The organism is Streptomyces akebiae (genome assembly GCF_019599145.1).
GTDB classification, from domain to species: Bacteria; Actinomycetota; Actinomycetes; order Streptomycetales; family Streptomycetaceae; genus Streptomyces; species Streptomyces akebiae.
The window spans coordinates 6,053,695-6,071,471 of record NZ_CP080647.1 but is presented as its reverse complement, the minus strand read 5'-3'; the positions used below and the strand labels follow the sequence as shown (position 1 = coordinate 6,071,471).

12 protein-coding genes are annotated in these 17,777 nt (G+C 71.4%); 3 read left to right on the top strand and 9 right to left on the bottom strand.

All coding sequences use genetic code 11. From position 1 onward, the window contains the following. Nucleotides 1-103: 103 nt before the first annotated feature. The 7 genes from K1J60_RS26215 to K1J60_RS26185 all read right to left on the bottom strand — a co-directional run bounded on the left by K1J60_RS26215 (nucleotide 104) and on the right by K1J60_RS26185 (nucleotide 8,393). Nucleotides 104-1,414, bottom strand: coding sequence for a cytochrome P450 family protein (locus tag K1J60_RS26215; protein ID WP_220648332.1), 1,311 nt, complete (start codon nucleotides 1,412-1,414; stop codon nucleotides 104-106). 99 nt (nucleotides 1,415-1,513) lie between these two features. Beyond that, nucleotides 1,514-2,005 (bottom strand): hypothetical protein, encoded by a 492-nt coding sequence (locus K1J60_RS26210; RefSeq protein ID WP_220648331.1) that lies wholly within the window; start codon nucleotides 2,003-2,005, stop codon nucleotides 1,514-1,516. Between the two features lies 1 nt (nucleotide 2,006). Continuing rightward, the gene (locus K1J60_RS26205) at nucleotides 2,007-3,023 is read right to left on the bottom strand and encodes a nucleoside triphosphate pyrophosphohydrolase (RefSeq protein ID WP_220648330.1); all 1,017 of its coding nucleotides are present in this window, start codon (nucleotides 3,021-3,023) and stop codon (nucleotides 2,007-2,009) included. Between the two features lie 88 nt (nucleotides 3,024-3,111). After that, nucleotides 3,112-3,783 carry a SurA N-terminal domain-containing protein gene (locus K1J60_RS26200; protein WP_220648329.1) on the bottom strand — a complete coding sequence of 224 codons (672 nt, stop codon included), beginning with the start codon at nucleotides 3,781-3,783 and terminating at the stop codon, nucleotides 3,112-3,114. A 212-nt stretch (nucleotides 3,784-3,995) separates the two neighbouring features. Continuing rightward, nucleotides 3,996-5,489: a serine/threonine-protein kinase gene (locus K1J60_RS26195; RefSeq protein ID WP_259408315.1), complete on the bottom strand. Its 1,494-nt coding sequence runs from the start codon at nucleotides 5,487-5,489 to the stop codon at nucleotides 3,996-3,998. 44 nt (nucleotides 5,490-5,533) lie between these two features. Then, entirely contained in the window at nucleotides 5,534-6,157 is a 624-nt protein-coding gene (locus K1J60_RS26190; RefSeq protein WP_220648327.1) for a hypothetical protein, read from the bottom strand. A 208-nt stretch (nucleotides 6,158-6,365) separates the two neighbouring features. Continuing rightward, nucleotides 6,366-8,393: an N-6 DNA methylase gene (locus tag K1J60_RS26185; protein ID WP_220648326.1), complete on the bottom strand. Its 2,028-nt coding sequence runs from the start codon at nucleotides 8,391-8,393 to the stop codon at nucleotides 6,366-6,368. Between the two features lie 240 nt (nucleotides 8,394-8,633). On the opposite strand from K1J60_RS26185, the gene K1J60_RS26180 reads away from it, so the two are divergent. Continuing rightward, entirely contained in the window at nucleotides 8,634-9,371 is a 738-nt protein-coding gene (locus K1J60_RS26180) for a hypothetical protein (RefSeq protein ID WP_220648325.1), read from the top strand. Between the two features lie 36 nt (nucleotides 9,372-9,407). On the opposite strand, the gene K1J60_RS26175 is transcribed toward K1J60_RS26180, so the two are convergent. Beyond that, nucleotides 9,408-10,127 (bottom strand): HNH endonuclease family protein, encoded by a 720-nt coding sequence (locus tag K1J60_RS26175; RefSeq protein WP_220648324.1) that lies wholly within the window; start codon nucleotides 10,125-10,127, stop codon nucleotides 9,408-9,410. A gap of 539 nt (nucleotides 10,128-10,666) precedes the next feature. On the opposite strand from K1J60_RS26175, the gene K1J60_RS26170 reads away from it, so the two are divergent. Beyond that, nucleotides 10,667-12,094: an RICIN domain-containing protein gene (locus tag K1J60_RS26170; RefSeq protein ID WP_220648323.1), complete on the top strand. Its 1,428-nt coding sequence runs from the start codon at nucleotides 10,667-10,669 to the stop codon at nucleotides 12,092-12,094. Between the two features lie 155 nt (nucleotides 12,095-12,249). Here K1J60_RS26170 and mfd read toward each other — a convergent pair whose 3' ends face one another. After that, nucleotides 12,250-15,783, bottom strand: a complete 3,534-nt coding sequence (gene mfd / locus K1J60_RS26165; protein WP_220648322.1) for a transcription-repair coupling factor — start codon at nucleotides 15,781-15,783, stop codon at nucleotides 12,250-12,252. Nucleotides 15,784-16,188: 405 nt separating this feature from the next. Between mfd and K1J60_RS26160 the strand changes: the two genes are divergently transcribed. After that, complete coding sequence (locus K1J60_RS26160; RefSeq protein ID WP_220648321.1) at nucleotides 16,189-17,643, top strand: DUF2079 domain-containing protein; 1,455 nt, start codon at nucleotides 16,189-16,191, stop codon at nucleotides 17,641-17,643. Nucleotides 17,644-17,777 lie beyond the last annotated feature (134 nt).

Below are 17,777 nucleotides of genomic sequence, written 5' to 3'. Positions count from 1 at the left end.
ATCACGTGAAGATCACAGACTTGAGGGAGTGTCACTTTCCGTCGCGGAATGGGGTAGTGCTACGGGCTGCCCGGGTACTACTACGTACCGCTTACGAACCGCGTCACGAACCGCTCCCGGACCGCCCTTGCGGGGTGAATTCCACCGGAAGCGTGCGCAACCCCCGCATGATGAGCCCTCCGCGCCACCTCAGATCGGCTGGATCCACCGCGAGTCGGAGGTCGGGGAGACGGGTGAGGAGAGTCGCGAGCGCGGTCTGGCCTTCGAGGCGGGCCAGCGGGGCGCCGAGACAGTAGTGGATGCCGTGGCCGTAGCCGAGGTGCTGGTTGTCACGGCGGGAGAGGTCGAGGGTGTCGGGGTCCCGGAAGCGGGCCGGGTCGCGGTCGGCCGCCGCGAGGACGACGAGGACGGGGTCGCCCGGGGCGATGTCCTGCCCGCCGACGGTGAGGGGCCGGGTCGCGAAGCGCCAGGTGGCGAGTTCCACGGGGCCGTCGTAGCGCAGGAGTTCCTCGACGCCGGTTTCGAGCAGTGCCCTCTCCCCGGCGGCGAGGGAGGCCTGGAGGCGGGTGCGCTGCTCGGGGTGCGTGAGCAGGGCGTAGGTGCCGTTCCCGATGAGGTTGACGGTCGTCTCGAAGCCGGCGAAGAGCAGGATGAACGCCATCGCCGCGGCCTCGTTCTCGGTGAGGTGCTCGCCGTGGTCGGAGGCGCGGATGAGCCCTGAGATGAGGTCCTCGCCGGGGGCGGGGTGCTCGGTGAGGCCTTCCCGTTTGCGGTGGATGAGGTCGGCGAGATAGCCGCGCATCTTCTTGACCGACCGCGCGACACCGCCCCTCGGGCCGCCGCCGTGCCGGATCATCATGCCCGCCCAGTCCCGGAAGTCGTCCTGGTCCTCACGGGGGACGCCGAGCAGGTCGCAGATGGCGTAGATGGGCAGGGGAAAGGCGAAGTCGTGGATGAGATCGGCTTCGCCCGTCTCCGCGAAACGTCCGATGAGCTGATCGGTCAACTCCTGCACCCGGGGGGCGAATTCGGCGACCCTGCGGGGCGTGAACGCCTTCGAGACCAGACGGCGCAGCCGTGTGTGGTCCGGCGGATCGATGTTGAGCAGATGCGTCATCAACTCGGCCTTGCGCTCACCGGGGATGCCGGTCTTCCCCTTGGCGTGGGCGGGCTCGTCGTGGTGCGCGGGGTTCTTCGAGAGACGCGCGTCGGCGAGGGCCTGCTTGGCATCGTCGTAGCGGGTGACCAGCCAGGCCTCCACACCGCTGGGCAGCCGGGTGCGGTGCACCGGGGCGTGCTCCCGGAGCCAGGCGTACGCCGGGTAGGGGTCGGTGGCGAACTCCCAGGTGAACAGCTCGGGCGCGGGAGGTCCCGTGGGGGTGCCGGTGGGGGTGGGTGCGGGCTGGTTGGTCACGCGTCGACGGTATCGGGCGGACGGGAGGCCTCCGTCGCGGCCGGGGCCTGCTCCGTCAGTCCGCCTCCACTGATCTCGCCTCCACTGATGTCGGCGTGCTCAGTCACGCGGCACGCGGACGCGGTCGAGCACGGGGTCGTACCCGAGCACCGGGCGGTCGTACGCGCCTTCCGGGCACATCACGACCGGTTTGGCGAGGTGACGGCCGAGGCGGCGCAGGAAGTCACAGAACGCGTCGAGCCGGTCCTGGCCCTGGATCTCCCGCAGGTCGATGTCGAAGTCGATCTCCTCGTCCGAGAGGAACCGGAAGATCGCCAGCATGTCCTCCGCCGGCCAGACCCTCAGCTGAGGGCATTCGGCGTCGCGCGGTCGTGCGAGGACGTGTGCGGCGCTCGGTACGGCGCGGGGTGTCGTCCCTTCGATGTACTCGTGCTTCCAGTCGCTCTCCGCGACGAGGTCGAGCAGCGCCTGCCAGTGCTCCGTCGCGGTGTCCGGGACGTACAGGTCCGGCAGGGTGCCCATCAGTTCGGGATCGAAGCTCTCCGCGACCTCGTCCCACATCAGGTCGGGAGTGCTGTCGCTCCTGGTCATGTCAGCCCTCGTCCAGGCCCTCCGCGGCTCGGATCGCGTCGCGGTAGGCGCGGGCCGCCGCTCTCAGGGCCGCTTCGGGGTCGGTGCCCTCGGCTTCGGCCCGGGCGGCGAGGGTGAGGAGCTCGTAGCCGATGTCCTGGCCCTGGGGCAGCGGGACGGCCAGGTCGGCGGTGCGGACGCGGGAAGAGAGTTTGGCGGCCAGGGCCAGGCCGGGCTGACCCAGGGGGATGCCGTCGGTCACGGACTCCCGGCGTTTTTCTATGGCCTTCGTGCGGAGCCAGTGCGCCTTGACCTCCTCCGGGGTGGTGGCCGTCTCGTCGCCGAAGACGTGGGGGTGGCGGTGGATGAGCTTGGTGACGATGCCGGCGGCGACGTCGTCGATGGAGAAGGGGGTGTCGGGGTCGTCCTCGGCGATGCGGGCGTGGAAGACGACCTGGAGGAGGACGTCGCCCAGTTCCTCGCGGAGTTCGTCGCGGTCGCCCTCCTCGATGGCCTCGACGAGTTCGTACGCCTCCTCGATGCCGTACTTGGCGAGGCCCTTGTGGGTCTGCTGGGAGGACCACGGGCATTCGGCGCGGATGCGGTCCATGACCTGGACGAGGTCGAGCAGGCGCGCGCCGGGGAGGTCGTACGAGGCGGGGAGCAGCTCCAGGGACGGCATCCGGACGCGGCCCGAGCCGGCGAGGCGGGCGAGGCCGTCGGTGAGGCGGGGTTCGCCGTCGGCCGTGGCCACCACGACCACCGTGCGGTCGCCGGCGCAGGCGTCGACCAGGTCCTCGGCCGTCGGGGTCGCCCGCTCGACCGTGACGCCGGCCTCGCGCAGGTAGGGAAGCTGGGGGTGCGCCTCGTCCGCGCACAGGACGCGGTCCGCCCCGTGCAGTGCCTGCCAGGCGGGCCAGGACAGCAGGCCGGGCGCCACGCGGTGGCTGGTGGTGAGCAGGACGACTCGGCCGGGGTCGGAGGACGACGTCCCGGGGGCCGTGGAGGCGGGGTCGCCGTCGGGGCGGTGTGCGTTCACCCCACGAACGTAACCCACGTCACCGACGACCCCCGAAGTTGTCCACAGCCCCCGCGGAGAGTACGGACGGGACCGGTTCGGCTCGGCGTCACGCCGGCTCCTGCGACCCCGTTCCCGTGACGTCCTTCACCCAAGGTGTCTTGGCCTCCAGCAGGCCGACGCGGCCGGAGGCCTTGTCGACGCCCCAGCTGCCGTAGCGGGGGTTGAGGTCGACGTCGAGTTTCTCGGAGGCCTGCGAGAGGGCCTTCCAGAAGACGGTGCCGCCCTCCTGGCTGTTCAGGTCGGCGCCGAGGGCGGTGGCGAGTTTCTGCACCTCGACATCGCTGCGGAGGCTGTCCTCCAACTGCTCGGGGGCGACGCTGTAGCGCTGCAGGTAGGCCGCTTCGAGGGCCTCGGCGCCGCCGGCCTCCGTCTCCAGGCCGGAACGGTACTGCTGGACCTCCTTGCGGGTGACGGTCACACCCGCGTCCTCCAGCGCCTGGTCGAGGACCTTCTCCAGGACCATGCCGTTCAGGGTGTTGCGGGTGAGGGCGCTGCTCTGGGCGACGACCTGCTGGTACTGGCTCTCGTCCGTGCTGGCGGCACGCTGGGCGGCGCGCACCTCGTTCACCCGGTTCTCCAGTTGCGCGACGGTGATCCGGTCGTCGCCGACGACGGCCGCCGCGCCGGGATGCGCATCGCCTCCGCAGGCGGTGAGGAGCGGCGCTGCGGCGGTGATCGCGGCGGAGAGGAGGAGCGCGGTGCGACGGCGGCGGTGCAAGTGGGCCTCCCGAGGAGATTGTGCGGCGGAGCACAAGGTCTTGCGGTGATCGATGGTAGGCAGTGGCCCTGCTCTCGGCCAGCCATTCGACCAACGATTCACGTCGACTTCGGGCACCCTCGCACCGGCAGCGTGCCACCACCGGCCCACGCGGGGCGTCGGGAGGCGCGGGTCGCCCGGTTCACCCCGGGATGCGAGGTCCGTCGGTGGGGTCAGCCCCGCATCTGACCCAGCCACTGCAGCGTGCGCCGCACCTCGCCCGCCAGCGGATGGCCCGGTCCCCGCAGCCGTTCCACGTCGAGCAGCAGGCGGCCCAGGGTCTCGTGGGCGGCGCCGCGGTCGCCGAGGGCGAGGAGCAGGTGGCCTATGCGGCGGCGGACGTCGAGGGAGAGCTCGGGGTCGCCGCCGACGTACTGGTTCTCGTAGTACGGCAGCAGGGAGCGGTACTCGGCGAGGGCCGCGGCCGGTTCGCCGAGTTGTTCGAGGCACTGGGCGGAGTCGTAGCGGTAGCGCAGGGCCTGGGTGTCGGCCTGGCCGGCCTCGGCGGCGCGCTCGTCGGCGAGGCGGCGCAGCTCGGGCAGGGCGCGGCGGTACTGGCCGTCGTCCATGAGGGTGGCCGCGTACTGCTTGCGCAGGGTGCGGACGACCGGTGAGTGCTCGCCGTGCTGGGCGGCGGCGGCCGGGAGGATCGCGCCGAGGATGTCGACGGCCTGGGTGATGCGGCCCTCGCCGAGGAGCCGCTTGACCTCGTCGACGGCGCCCGCCACATCGGGCTTGTCCGCCGCGGGCGCCGGGTCGGGCGCGGCGGAGGGCTGTGGCGCGGGGATGCGGGCGCGATCCGGCCAGGGGGCGTGCGGGCGCAGGAAGGGGCGCGTGGGGTCGAGCGGGGAGCCGGTGGGCATACCGCGCGCGGGGAGCAGCGGGAGGAGCTGTTCGTACGTCTCCTGGGCGGAGGACGGACGGTGCTGCGGGTCCTTGGAGAGCAGCCGCAGGACCAGGGCCTCCAGGTTCTCGGGGACCTCGGGGCGCAGTCGGCGGACGGGGACCGGTGGCTCGTAGAGGTGGCGGTGGAGGACGCCGAGGGCTGTCGAGCCGGTGAACGGGACGTTCCCGCTGAGCAGTTCGTGCATCAGCACACCAAGGGCGTACAGGTCGGTGTACGGGCCGACCGCGCCGCCCATGGCCTGCTCGGGGGCCATGTAGGCGGGGCTGCCGATGGGTGAACCGGTGTGGGTGAGGCGGGTGGTGTCGGTGTCCATGACGGAGGCGACGCCGAGGTCGAGCACGGTGACCGTGCCGTCCTGCTTGACCATGACGTTCCGCGGCTTGAGGTCGCGGTGGATGATCGGCACCGCGTGCACGGCGGAGAGCACGGCGCACAGCTGGGCGGCGACCGAGACGGTCCACTGCCACGGGTAGGGGTCGTGCTCGGCGAGGTGGTCGGCGAGGTCGGCCCCGTCGACGTACTGCATGACAAGGAAGAGCTCCTCGCCCTCGCTGCCCGCGTCGTGCACGGTCACCAGGCCGGGGTGGTCGACCTGGGCCGTGACGCGGCACTCGCGCACGAAGCGGCGGCGCAGTTCGTCGGCCTCCTGGCCGGCCACCTTGTCCGGGCGCAGCAGCTTCACCGCCACCCGCCGGTCGAGGCGCTGGTCGTAGGCCGTCCACACCTGGCCCATGCCGCCCTGTCCGATGATCGTGGACAGTTCGTAGCGACCGGTGATCAGGCGTCCGGTCCCCTGCCCCTGGGTCACCTGTCTCCTTCGTGCTTGCGGAGATAGTCACTGAGCTCGTCGAGTTCGGCGCGCACCTGGTCGATACGGGCCGGCCCGGGACGCTGCGGGTCCGGGGCCGGCTGGTGCTGCGGCGGGGGCTGCTGCCCCGCGGGCGGCTGCGGGACCGGCGGGGTGGGGGTGTAGGGCTGCGGGACCTGGACCGGCGGGTAGCTGTAGCCGGACTGCTGGGGGTTGTAGCCGGTCTGCCCCGAGTACGCGGTGGTCTGGGCGTACGGCGAGGGCGGGGCCGTCCGGGAGCGGCTGGAGTGGCGTATGTCCGCGTAGAGGTAGTACGCGACGATCGCCGCCAGGCCGCCGAGGAGCAGCGACATGCCGACGTCACCGCGCCAGGTGGTGAACTCCTCCTCGCCCGGGTCGGTGCCGATGATGTACAGCGTCACGATGATGTGGATGATCGCCAGGGCGAACAGCCACCAGTCGCGGGGCCTGCGGGTCACCGAGGCGAGCCGCAGCAGGCACGCCCACGCGAGCAGGCCACAGCTCATGACCGCGACCACCACGAAGATCACACGGAGTGTGACCTGGCCCCCCTGATCGGGGCCGGGGGGCGGTGTCGGCGCGTAGCCGTGGCCTTGCATGGCTGCTCCTGAGGGCCTGGTGAGAGCGGACGTGCGATGTCGTCCCGAGGGTATCGGTCGACCACGACATGAGGTCCAGGGTTGTGGACAACCGTTGTAGTACTGCAGTGCTGGTCACGCCCGCCCCGGGCGGAGCGGTTCCGTCCGGTAGGCGTTCGGGGCGGGAGGCGCGGGGGAGTTGGCGGGTCCGGAACCGCCTGTCGTCGGCTCAGTCCGGGGCGACGGTGCCGTCCGTCAGGCCGTCGTACATGCCGCGCACCAGGCGTTCGCCGAGCCGGCCGGCCCGGCGCAGGGCGTCCTCGAAGGCGGCGAGGGCACGGAAGCGTTCGCCGTAGCGGCGCTGCTGGTCCAGGGGCAGGCGGGGCAGTTGGAGGCGGCGGACGTCGAGCCGGGTCGCGGTGGAGGCGTAGCTGCTGGCCTGGCGGCTGTTGGCGGTGGAGCGCAGGAAACCGGCGACGAACCAGGCGTCGAGCGCTGCCGCGTCGGGGCGCAGCAGGGTGAGGTTGCGGCCGAGGGCGGCGCCCGCGGTCTCCTCGTCGATCACACGCGCGATCCCTCCGCCGCCGAGGACGGGGACGACGACGTCGCCGGCCTCCACGAGCACGGCGGGCTCGCCCGTCTCCGGCAGCGTTCCCGAGGGTGCCGTGCCGGCCAGGACGTCGTGGTCGGTGAGCACGCGCGCGTGCGGGCCGTTCCCGCCGGTGCGCAGCACCAGGGCTCCCCCGCGCGCGAGTTCGCCGACCGTGGTGAGCGGCCAGCGCGCGGGCCGCGCCTCCTCGGCGAGCGGGGGCGTCAGGTCGGCGGCCAGCCGCAGGGTCTCGCCGAGGTGTTCGCGTACGGCGGTCAGCTCCGCGGCGCCGCCGCCCGCGGCCGGGGGCGGCAGATGCCGGGCGGGGGCCAGGTCCACGTCGTCGTCGAGCAGGTCGATGACCGGCAGCGAACGGCTGAGCCCCGGCCGTTCCGCGGTCTGGCCCGTCCGGTCGAAGGGCCGCCAGGCGTCGATCACGGCGGTGCGCACCGCCGCCCAGTCGAACCCGCTCCGCCCCTCGGGCACGAGCCGCCCGGCGTCGACGAGCAGCAACTGCGGTGGCACCGACGCCTTGCCGGGCCTGCGCAGCACCCACAGGTGCAGCGGGATGTTGTACGGGGGTGCCGCGCCGACCGGCAGGGCGATCACGGCGCGCAGCGCGCCCCGGCGCAGCAGGTCGGCGCGGATCCGGCGCCCCGAGCGGCGGCTCGCGGCGGCCGGCGGCATCAGCAGCACGGCGGTGCCGCCGTCCTCCAGGCGGGCCAACGCGTGCTGCACCCAGGCGAGTTCGGACTCCGTACGGGCCGGGAAGCCGTACTCCCAGCGCGGGTCGTAGGCGAGTTCGTCGTGCCCCCAGTTGCGCTCGTTGAACGGCGGGTGGCACAGGACGGCCTCGGCCCTGAGGTGCTCGTACGCGTCCGCGCGGAGGCTGTCCCCCGGGGCGGTGCGGACGGTGCTCCCGGTGCGCAGGGCGAGGCGGAGCGCGGTGAGGGCGGCCAGTTCGCCGGAGCTGTCCTGGCCGTACAGCTCCTGGTCGGGGCGGGTGGCGGCGGCGCGCAGGAGGGCGCCGGTGCCGCAGGCCGGGTCGAGCACCGAGCGGGCGGGCCCGGCGAGTTCGGCCATCAGCTCGGCGAGCTCGCCCGGAGTGAGCGTGTACTGGCGCGGGTTGGCGTCGAGGTGCCGGGCGAGGAGGAACTCGAAGGTCTGCCGTGCGCCCAGGTCGGCCGCGAGTTCGGTGGCGCCGCGCAGCAGCGGGACCGAGGGCAGGATCTCGGCGGGTCGCGGCCGGGGCACGGCAGGCCCACCGGGCGGGCCGAAGCGCGGGGTGAGGACCTCCCCCAGCGCCCCGGACAGGATCCCGGCCAGTTCCCCGTCGTCGGGGACGGCGCTCAACTCCAGCCAGGTCAAGGGTCGTTCATGGAGGAGGAGCAGGGCGCAGCCCGTGTGCACCAGGGCGGTGACGGGCCCCTCCGGGTGACCGGTGACCTGCTGCCAGACGCGCTCCTTCAGGGGCACCTCGGCGAGCTTGCCCTGATCGCGCAGCCACTCCTCGACCTCGCTGAGCGCGAAGGCCGGGCTGGTCTCGGTGCCGCCGACCGGTTTGGGGAAGTCGGCATGCCGACGGCGCCAGTTGCTGACGGCGGCGCGACCCACCCCGGCGAGCCGCGCGATGTCCGCGGCCGTGACCTCTGTCCCGTTCCCCTGCACGCGCCCGGCTCCCCTCGTACCTGGTGGTGTGACGTCGAGCATACCGACGCACGCAAGATCTACCCCTTCACGCCGTGTACGCACAAGGTTCTGTGAACCGTGTTGACTCGGTTCACAAGCTCTGCTGTGATTGACCCATCGAACGACCGACCACCCGATTCGGATGGTCACACGTCGGCTGCGCTGTGTACTGGCGCACGCCGCTCAGCACCGCTCATCGATTCCCAGGGGGGAACACCCATGCGTCGCACCGCACTCGCCGCTCTCTGCATCGCCGCCGCGGCCACCCTGTCGCTCACCGGCTGTCTGCCCGGCGAGGACAAGGCCGACGGTCCCTTCGCGGGCCTGACCGGCGGCGAGATCGCCGACAAGGCCGTGAAGGCCACCTCGGACGCCGAATCGCTCCGCATGAAGGGCGAGATCCAGGACGACTCCGCCGGCGGCACGGTCCAGATGGACATGGCGATGAACAAGAAGGGCGACTGCGCCGGCACCATGAGCATGGGCGGCGAGGGCGAGGCCGAGCTGATCAAGGTCGGCGACACGCTCTACATGAAGTACGACGAGGCCTTCCTGCGCGCCCAGTCCAAGGACTCCTCCAAGGAGGAGGCCGACATGGTCGTCGACATGCTCGCCGGCAAGTGGACCAAGACGTCCGCGACCGCCGCCGATTCCAAGGACATCGCGAGCTTCTGCGACCTCGACACCGTCCTCGCCGACTTCGAGGACGTCGACTCCGGCGCCACGCGCGGCAAGACCGCCGAGGTCGACGGCACCCCCGCGATCACCCTCGACGAGAAGGACGGCAAGGACAGGTACACCCTGTACGTCGCCACCGAGGGCAAGCCGTACCTGCTGCGGGTCGTCAGCAAGACCGCCGAGGAGCCCGGCGACCTCGTCTTCACCGACTACGACGAGCCCGTGCCGGCCAAGGCCCCCAAGGGCAAGGTCATCGACCTCGACGAGGACTTCAGCTGACCCCTGCCGCCGCCGGGCGGCGGCACCGCCGAGGCGTCAGTCCGCGTGGAAGCGGGCCGGCGCCTTGGTCGGGTTGCCGCCGGTGGGGAGCTTCTGTTCGGGGCAGGTGGTCAGGACGCGCTTCATGGCGTCCTGTTCGGCGGTGGTGACCCACAGGCCGTACTTCGCCTTCACCGCGACCTGGGCCGCCACATAGGTGCAGCGGTAGGCCTTGTTGGGCGGCAGCCAGGTGGCCGTGTCACCGTCGCCCTTGCCGCGGTTGGTGCCGGAGTCCACCGCCAGCAGGTTGAGCGGGTCGTTGGCCAGGGCTATCCGCTTGCTGTCGTCCCACTGCTGGGCGCCCTTCTGCCACGCGTCGGAGAGCGCCACGATGTGGTCCACGTCGATCTTGCTGCGGCCCCGGACGTACGGCACGTCCTCCCCGGTGTACGGGTCCGGGTCGAGCACCCCGGAGACCACCGTGCAGTCGTCGTCGCGGAACTTCACCTCGTCCAGGTCGCGTTTGAGTATGTCGTCGCGGGTGTCGCAGCTGTTGGAGTCGGTGTCGGCCCAGGGACTGCCGAACTCGCTCCGGTCGTAATCGGTCTTGGGTGCCCGGCCCTTGACGGTCAGCGCCTCCGCCGCGGCGAACGCGTCACCGCCCCCGCCGGGGTTCTCCGGCGGCCCGGCCGAGCCGCCCGCGTTGTCCAGTTCGCAGCCGGTCGCGGCGACCAGTACCAGAGCGACGGCGGCGACCCCACCCCTCAGACGCACCACGCGACACCCCTTCCTCTGTCCTGTGCACGCACGCGGTCCTGCGTGGGGTTCCCCGTCTCCCCTGCTCAACACCGTAGCGCCCAGGCACGGGAGAAGGTCGGTCAGCGTACGTCGGGACACCTGACGGCGATCGTGGGCGACCGGGATCCCGGAGGAGATATCCCGCACGGCCACGGAGTCGCCGAGGCGTGACGGCCGACTCGCGGATCGCAGGTCGGCACCCGCTCACCGCAGAGGGCGCCGAGACGAGGCCGAAACGCGACGTCGGAGAGCCGAAACTTCGAACAGAAATCGACTCGCTCAAACATTCCGCGAACCGGTCCCCCCTGGGCATTCGACCTGTCGCACATCGCCAGGTCGGCCATCTCGCCAGCGCAGGCAGGGCAATTCAGAACTTTACGGCGCTTGGATGACATCCGCGCGATTCAACACGTTCACACTCTTGACACGCATCTACCGCAAGCATTCTCATGCTGCACGTTGGTTTCAGCCAGCTTTTGGTTGTTCTCGTGCTGTCCTGTCGTGAATGGAAACCCCCGATGCGTCGTGTCTGGCTCTTCCTGCTTGCCGTGCTGATAGGTCTCCTCCCGCAAACCCTTCTGATGGGCACCGCGCACGCGGCCACCGTCACGATCCCCAACGCCACCCAGTTCACGGACACCACAGGTGCCGTCGTGCACGCGCACGGTGGTGGCGTCATCAAGGTCGGCTCGTACTACTACTGGTTCGGAGAGAACCGCAACGAGGACAACTCATTCCGGTATGTGTCCGCGTACCGCTCGACCGATCTGAAGACCTGGGAGTTCCGGCGCCACGTCCTGACCCAGGCCAGTGACCCTGAGCTGGCCTCGGCCAACATCGAGCGCCCCAAGGTCATGTACAACGCCTCCACCGGCAAGTTCGTCATGTGGATGCACAAGGAGCTGGCCACCGACTACACCCAGGCCCGCGCCGCCGTCGCCGTCTCCGACACCGTCGACGGCGACTACACCTGGCAGGGCAGCTTCCGCCCGCTGGGCCACATGTCCCGCGACATCACCGTCTACACGGACGACGACGGCACCGGCTACATGATCTCGGCCGCGCGCGAGAACCGCGACCTGCACATCTACCGCCTCAGCCCCGACTACCTCACCGTCGAAACCCGTGTGCAGCTGCTCTGGCCCGGCCAACTGCGCGAGGCTCCTGCCCTGTTCAAGCGCAACGGCGTCTACTTCCTGCTCACCTCCGGCGCCACCGGCTGGCGGCCCAACCAGCAGATGTACGCGACCGCCTCCAGCATCACCGGCACCTGGAGCGCCCTGCAGAACGTCGGAGACGCCACCGCGTACGGCTCGCAGACCACGTTCGTCCTTCCCGTGCAGGGCAGCACGGGCACCGAGTACCTCTACATGGGTGACCGTTGGGGCAACTCCTTCAACCAGAACGTCAACGCCTCGAAGTACGTCTGGCTACCGCTGGAGTTCCCCACCGACACCACGATGACCATGGACTGGTTCGCGCAGATCACCGTCGACACCGCGGCCGGGAAGGTCGACGGCGTCGGCGGACCCTGGGAGACGATCACCGCCCGCCACAGCAACAAGTGCCTCGACGTCCCCAGCCGGTCCCAGGACGACGGCACCCAGATCACCCAGTACACCTGCAACGGCGGCATGAACCAGGCATGGTGGTTCAAGGACATGGGCAGCGGATACGTCCAGGTCGTCGCCCGGCACAGCGGCAAGTGCCTCGATGTGGCCAACAACTCCACCGCCGACGGCAACCCGATCATCCAGTGGACCTGCGGCACCGGCAGCAACCAGCAGTGGCGGCTCCAGGACGCCGGTGACGGCTGGCTCCGCCTCGTCTCACGGCGCAGCGGCAAGTGCCTCGACGTGCTGGACAGGTCCACCGCCGACGGCGCCAAGCTCATCCAGTGGGGCTGTGGCAGCGGCACCAACCAGCAGTTCAAGCGCGGCGCCTGATCACGCGCGCAGCCCTGACGTTCGTGCCCGCGGCCCCGGCCGGACTTCTCCGGCCGGGGCCGCGGTACGGACGCCGGGTCGTTCCGCAAGCGGTCGACAGCGAGGGACGACGATGGACGGCGATCGCCATCGACCGGCGAACGTCCCCTACGCCCTCACGACCCCAGGATCGAAGCCAGGAACTCCCCGGTCCACCCCAGCAGATCCCGCCCGACCAGCGGCTTGCCGCCCACCTTCGCCGTCTTCGGGCGCGGCACCAGCACCTGGTGCGCGGCCGGCTTGATGACGGTGCCCGGGTACAGCCGCTTCAGGCGCAGCTCCTGCGACTCCCGCAACTCCACCGGCGCGAAGCGGATGTTGGTGCCCTGGAGGACGACCTCGCCGACGCCGCAGGCGCGGGCCAGCATGCGCAGCCCGGCCACCAGCAACAGGTTCTCCACCGGCTCGGGCAACTTGCCGTAGCGGTCGACGAGTTCCTCGCGCACGGAGGCGATGTCGGCCTCGGTGTTCACGGAGGCGATGGCCCGGTAGGCCTGCAGCCTCAGCCGCTCGCCCGGCGCGTAGTCGTGCGGGACGTGCGCGTCGACCGGCAGCTCGATCTTCACCTCGAGCGGCGGCTCCTCCTCGATCCCCCCGGTCTCCAGCTGACGCCGGTAGTCCGCGACGGCCTCGCCGACCATCCGCACGTACAGGTCGAAGCCGACGCCCGCGATGTGGCCGGACTGCTCGCCGCCCAGCAGATTGCCCGCGCCCCGGATCTCCAGGTCCTTCATCGCCACGTACATGCCGGCGCCCATCTCCGTGTGCTGGGCGATGGTCGCCAGGCGCTCGTGGGCCGTCTCGGTCAGGGGCTTCTCCGGCGGGTAGAGGAAGTACGCGTAACCGCGCTCCCGGCCCCGGCCGACCCGGCCCCTCAGCTGGTGCAGCTGCGACAGGCCGAAGGTGTCCCCACGCTCCACGATCAGCGTGTTCGCGTTGGAGATGTCGATGCCGGACTCCACGATCGTCGTGGAGACGAGGACGTCGAACTTCTTCTCCCAGAAGTCGACGACGACCTGCTCCAGGGCCTGCTCCGACATCTGGCCGTGGGCGGTCGCGATCCGCGCCTCGGGGACGATCTCCCGCAGCCGGGCCGCCGCCCGGTCGATGGACTCCACCCGGTTGTGGATGTAGAAGACCTGGCCCTCGCGCAGGAGTTCACGGCGGATCGCCGCGCCGATCTGCTTCTCCTCGTACGGGCCGACGAAGGTCAGGACCGGGTGGCGCTCCTCCGGAGGTGTCGTGATCGTCGACATCTCGCGGATGCCCGTGACCGCCATCTCCAGCGTGCGCGGGATCGGCGTCGCGGACATCGTCAGCACGTCCACGTTGGCGCGCAGCTTCTTCAGCTGCTCCTTGTGCTCGACGCCGAAGCGCTGCTCCTCGTCGACGATGACCAGGCCCAGGTCCTTGAACTTGGTCTCGGAGGAGAACAGCCGGTGGGTGCCGATGACGATGTCGACCGCGCCCTCGCGCAGGCCCTCCAGGGTGCCCTTGGCCTCGGTGTCCGTCTGGAAGCGGGACAGCGCCCGGACGTTCACCGGGAACTGCGAGTACCGCTCGCTGAACGTGCCGAAGTGCTGCTGCACCAGCAGGGTCGTGGGCACCAGCACCGCCACCTGCTTGCCGTCCTGGACGGCCTTGAAGGCGGCCCGCACCGCGATCTCCGTCTTGCCGTAGCCGACGTCGCCGCAGATCAGACGGTCCATCGGGACCGTCTTCTCCATGTCCTCCTTGACCTCGGCGATCGTCGTCAGCTGGTCGGGAGTCTCGGCGTACGGGAAGGCGTCCTCCAGCTCCCGCTGCCAGGGCGTGTCCGCGCCGAACGCGTGACCGGGCGCCGCCATCCGGGCGGAGTACAGCTTGATGAGGTCGGCGGCGATCTCCTTGACCGCCTTCTTCGCGCGCGCCTTGGTCTTCGTCCAGTCGGCTCCGCCGAGGCGGTGCAGGGTGGGCGCCTCGCCACCGACGTACTTGGTGATCTGCTCCAGCTGGTCGGTGGGGATGTACAGGCGGTCGCCGGGCTGGCCGCGCTTGGCGGGGGCGTACTCGACGACCAGGTACTCGCGGGTCGCGCCCTGCACGGTCCGCTGGACCATCTCGATGTAGCGGCCGACACCGTGCTGCTCGTGGACGATGTAGTCGCCCGCCTCCAGGGTGAGCGGGTCGATGGTCTTGCGGCGGCGGGCGGGCATCCGGGCGCCGTCCTTGCCGGCCGCCTTCTGGCCCGACAGGTCGGTCTCGGTGAGCACCGCGAGCTTGAGGGCGGGGTCGACGAAGCCGTAGTCGATCGAGCCGCACGCCACGTGCACGACCGACGGGGAGATCTCCCCCAGCTCTGCCTCCAGCCGGGCCGCGACGCCCTCGCCGCCGAGCACCTCCACCGTGCGGGCGGCCGGGCCGTGGGCCTCGGTCACGAACACCGTGCGCCAGCCGTCGGCCAGCCAGCCCTTGGTGTCGGCGAGCGCCTTCGCGATGTCGCCGCGATAGCTCTCCGGGGCGTGCATGCCGAGCTTCAGGGTGTCCGCGTCGAGCTCTTCGTCGGCGGCGAACGGCGACACCGACCACCACATCATGTCCAGCTCACGGGCCCGGTCGCGGACGTCCGCGATGGACCACAGGGAGGCCGCTCCGACGTCGATGGGCGCCTCGCCGCCGCCGGCCGTGGCCGCCCAGGACGCCTGGAGGAACTCCTGCGAGGTGGCCACCAGGTCCGCCGCGCGCGTGCGCACCCGCTCCGGGTCGCACACGACCGCCATCGAGCCCTTCGGCAGGACGTCGATCAGCAGCTCCATGTCGTCGACGAGGACCGGGGCGAGCGACTCCATCCCCTCGACGGCGATGCCCTCGGCGATCCTGCCCAGGAGTTCACCCAGCTCGGGGTGGCGTTCGGCGAGGTCGCGGGCGCGGGCGCGCACGTCGTCCGTGAGGAGGAGCTCACGGCAGGGCGGGGCCCACAGGCCGTGCTCGGCCACCTCCAGCGATCTCTGGTCGGCGACCTTGAAGTACCGGATCTCCTCGACGTCGTCACCCCAGAACTCCACCCGCAGGGGGTGCTCCTCGGTGGGCGGGAAGACGTCCAGGATGCCGCCGCGCACGGCGAACTCGCCGCGCTTCTCGACCAGCTCGACCCGGGAGTACGCGGCTGCCGCCAGCGCCTCGACCGTACGGTTCAGATCGGCCGTCTCGCCGGTGCGCAGGGCGACCGGCTCCAGGTCTCCGAGGCCCTTGACCTGCGGCTGGAGCACCGAACGGATCGGGGCTACCACCACCGACACCGGGCCGGTCTCCGGGTCGTCGGGGCGGGGGTGGGTCAGGCGGCGCAGGACGGCGAGGCGGCGGCCGACGGTGTCACTGCGCGGGCTGAGGCGCTCGTGCGGCAGGGTCTCCCAGGCCGGGTACTCCGCGACGCCGTCCGGGGGCAGCAGGGAGCGCAGGGCCGCCGCCAGGTCCTCGGCCTCGCGGCCCGTCGCCGTCACGGCGAGTACGGGCCGGCCGGCGTCGCGGGCGAGGGCGGCCACGGCGAAGGGGCGGGCCGCCGGGGGGCCCACCAGGTCGATGTGGGTGCGGTGGCCGTCGGACGCCGCCCTGATCGCTTCCGCGAGGGGGGCGTCCTTGACTACGGCGTCTAGCAGACCGTGGAGGCTCATTCGGGGCGTTTCCCGTCCGGGTGGGCAAGGTGGGGGCTGATGGCTCGGGGCTTGCGGTTCAAAGCTGCGGTTCAAAGCTGCGGTTCAGGGCTGCGGTTCGGAGCCGGCCGCGGGGCCGTGGCTGGGGCTGCTGGGGCAACACGAACGCCCGGACCTCGTGTGACGGGCCGGGGGTGTCCAGGGTACGACGCGCGGGGTGGGGGCCGTGGACGGGTTTGGTCTCGCCCCCGCCGCCCCTACCCGTCCCTTCCTCAAGGGGCCGCGCCCCTTCGACCCCCCGGTGCGGGTCCGTAGGGGTCGCTCGCGCAGTTCCCCGCGCCCCTGAAAGGCGGGGGCTGCGCCCCGCGCTTTTCAGGGGCGCCTAGTCTCTAGTGCACCCCCGTCCCCACCCGAACGTGAGCCCCCATGGTCCCGAGCGCCCCGTCCACGAATTCGTCGGCGCTCATACCCGGGCCGGCCGCGGCGTCGGTCCCGCCCGTTGTTCCCGGCCGCCGCTTCTCCCTCGCCGGCCGGGAGCCGTACGTGCTCGCGCTCGTGCTGTTCGTGGCGTACGCGGCGGTGTCGGTCGGGCGGTACCTGCGGATGGGGACCCGCTCGTACGACCTGGGCATCTACGAGCAGGCGGTGCGGGCGTACGCGCACCTCCAGGCACCGATCGTCGAGCTGAAGGGGCCGGGCTACAACGTCCTGGGGGACCACTTCAGTCCGGTCACCATGCTGCTGGCACCGTTCTACCGGGTCTTCCCCACCCCCGTGACGCTGCTGGTCGTCCAGGCCGCGCTGTTCGCGCTGTCGGCGGTCCCGGTGACCCGGGCGGCGACGCGGATGCTCGGGCAGGCCCGGGGACTCGCGCTCGGGGTGGCGTACGGGCTGTCGTGGGGGCTGCAGAACGCCGTGGACTTCGACTTCCACGAGATCTGCTTCGCGGTCCCGCTGATCGCGTTCTCCCTGGAGGCGCTGCTGCGCCGACGCTGGCGGGCGACGCTCCTGTGGGGACTGCCGCTGGTGCTGGTCAAGGAGGACCAAGGGCTGACGCTGGCGGCGATAGCGGTGGTCGTCGCGCTCCGGGCCCGGCGGGAGGGATCGTCCCGCGTGGTGCCGTACGCCGTCGCGGTCGCCTCGTTCGGCGCGGTCGCCACGCTGCTCACCTTCACCCTGGTCATCCCGGCCTTCAACACCGCCGGCGCCTCCGACTACCTGACCAAGGTCGGCGGCTCCGGCCCCCTCGACGGCCTGGACGTCAAGATCCGCACCGTTCTCTGGCTGCTGATCCCGACCAGCGGACTGCTCGCCCTGCGCTCCCCGGTCCTCATCGCCGTACTGCCCACCCTGGGCTGGCGGTTCGTCTCCTCCGACGACAACTACTGGGGCACGGCCTGGCACTACAGCGCCGTCCTGATGCCGATCATCACCCTCGCGCTCGTCGACGCGCTCCCGGCCGCCCGGCACAGCTCCCGGCCGTGGCTGCGCTCGTACGCGATCCATCTGCCCACCGCCGTCCTCGCGGCGTCGCTCGCGCTGACGACCGCGCTGCCGCTGGGCACCCTGACCAAGGCGGACGCCTATCGGGTGCCGGCGGACGTCAGGGCCGTCGAGAAGCTGCTCGGCACCATCCCCGACGGGGCGACCGTCGAGTCCAACATCGGCCCCATCAGCCGGCTGACCTCCCGCTGCCGGGTCTTCTGGATCGGCCGGGCGAAGGGGCTCGCGCCCGACTACATCGTCTTCAACAACCGCTCGCGCTGGGTGAAGGACGTCCCCGGGTACGCCCGTCAGCTGCACCCGCGCGACACGTACACGCTGCGGGGCGTCATCCAGGGGTACGTGCTGCTGCAACGTACGTCCCCCGACCGGTCCTGAGGGCATCCGCGCGCACGTCCGCCGGTGGGCGCCCGCCCGCCGGAACGGGTGGAGCCCGGCGCCCGGAAGCCTCCGCTTCCGGGCGCCGGGCTCTCCCCCGGTTCCCCCGTGTCCCCGTTCCCCCGTGTCCGGTG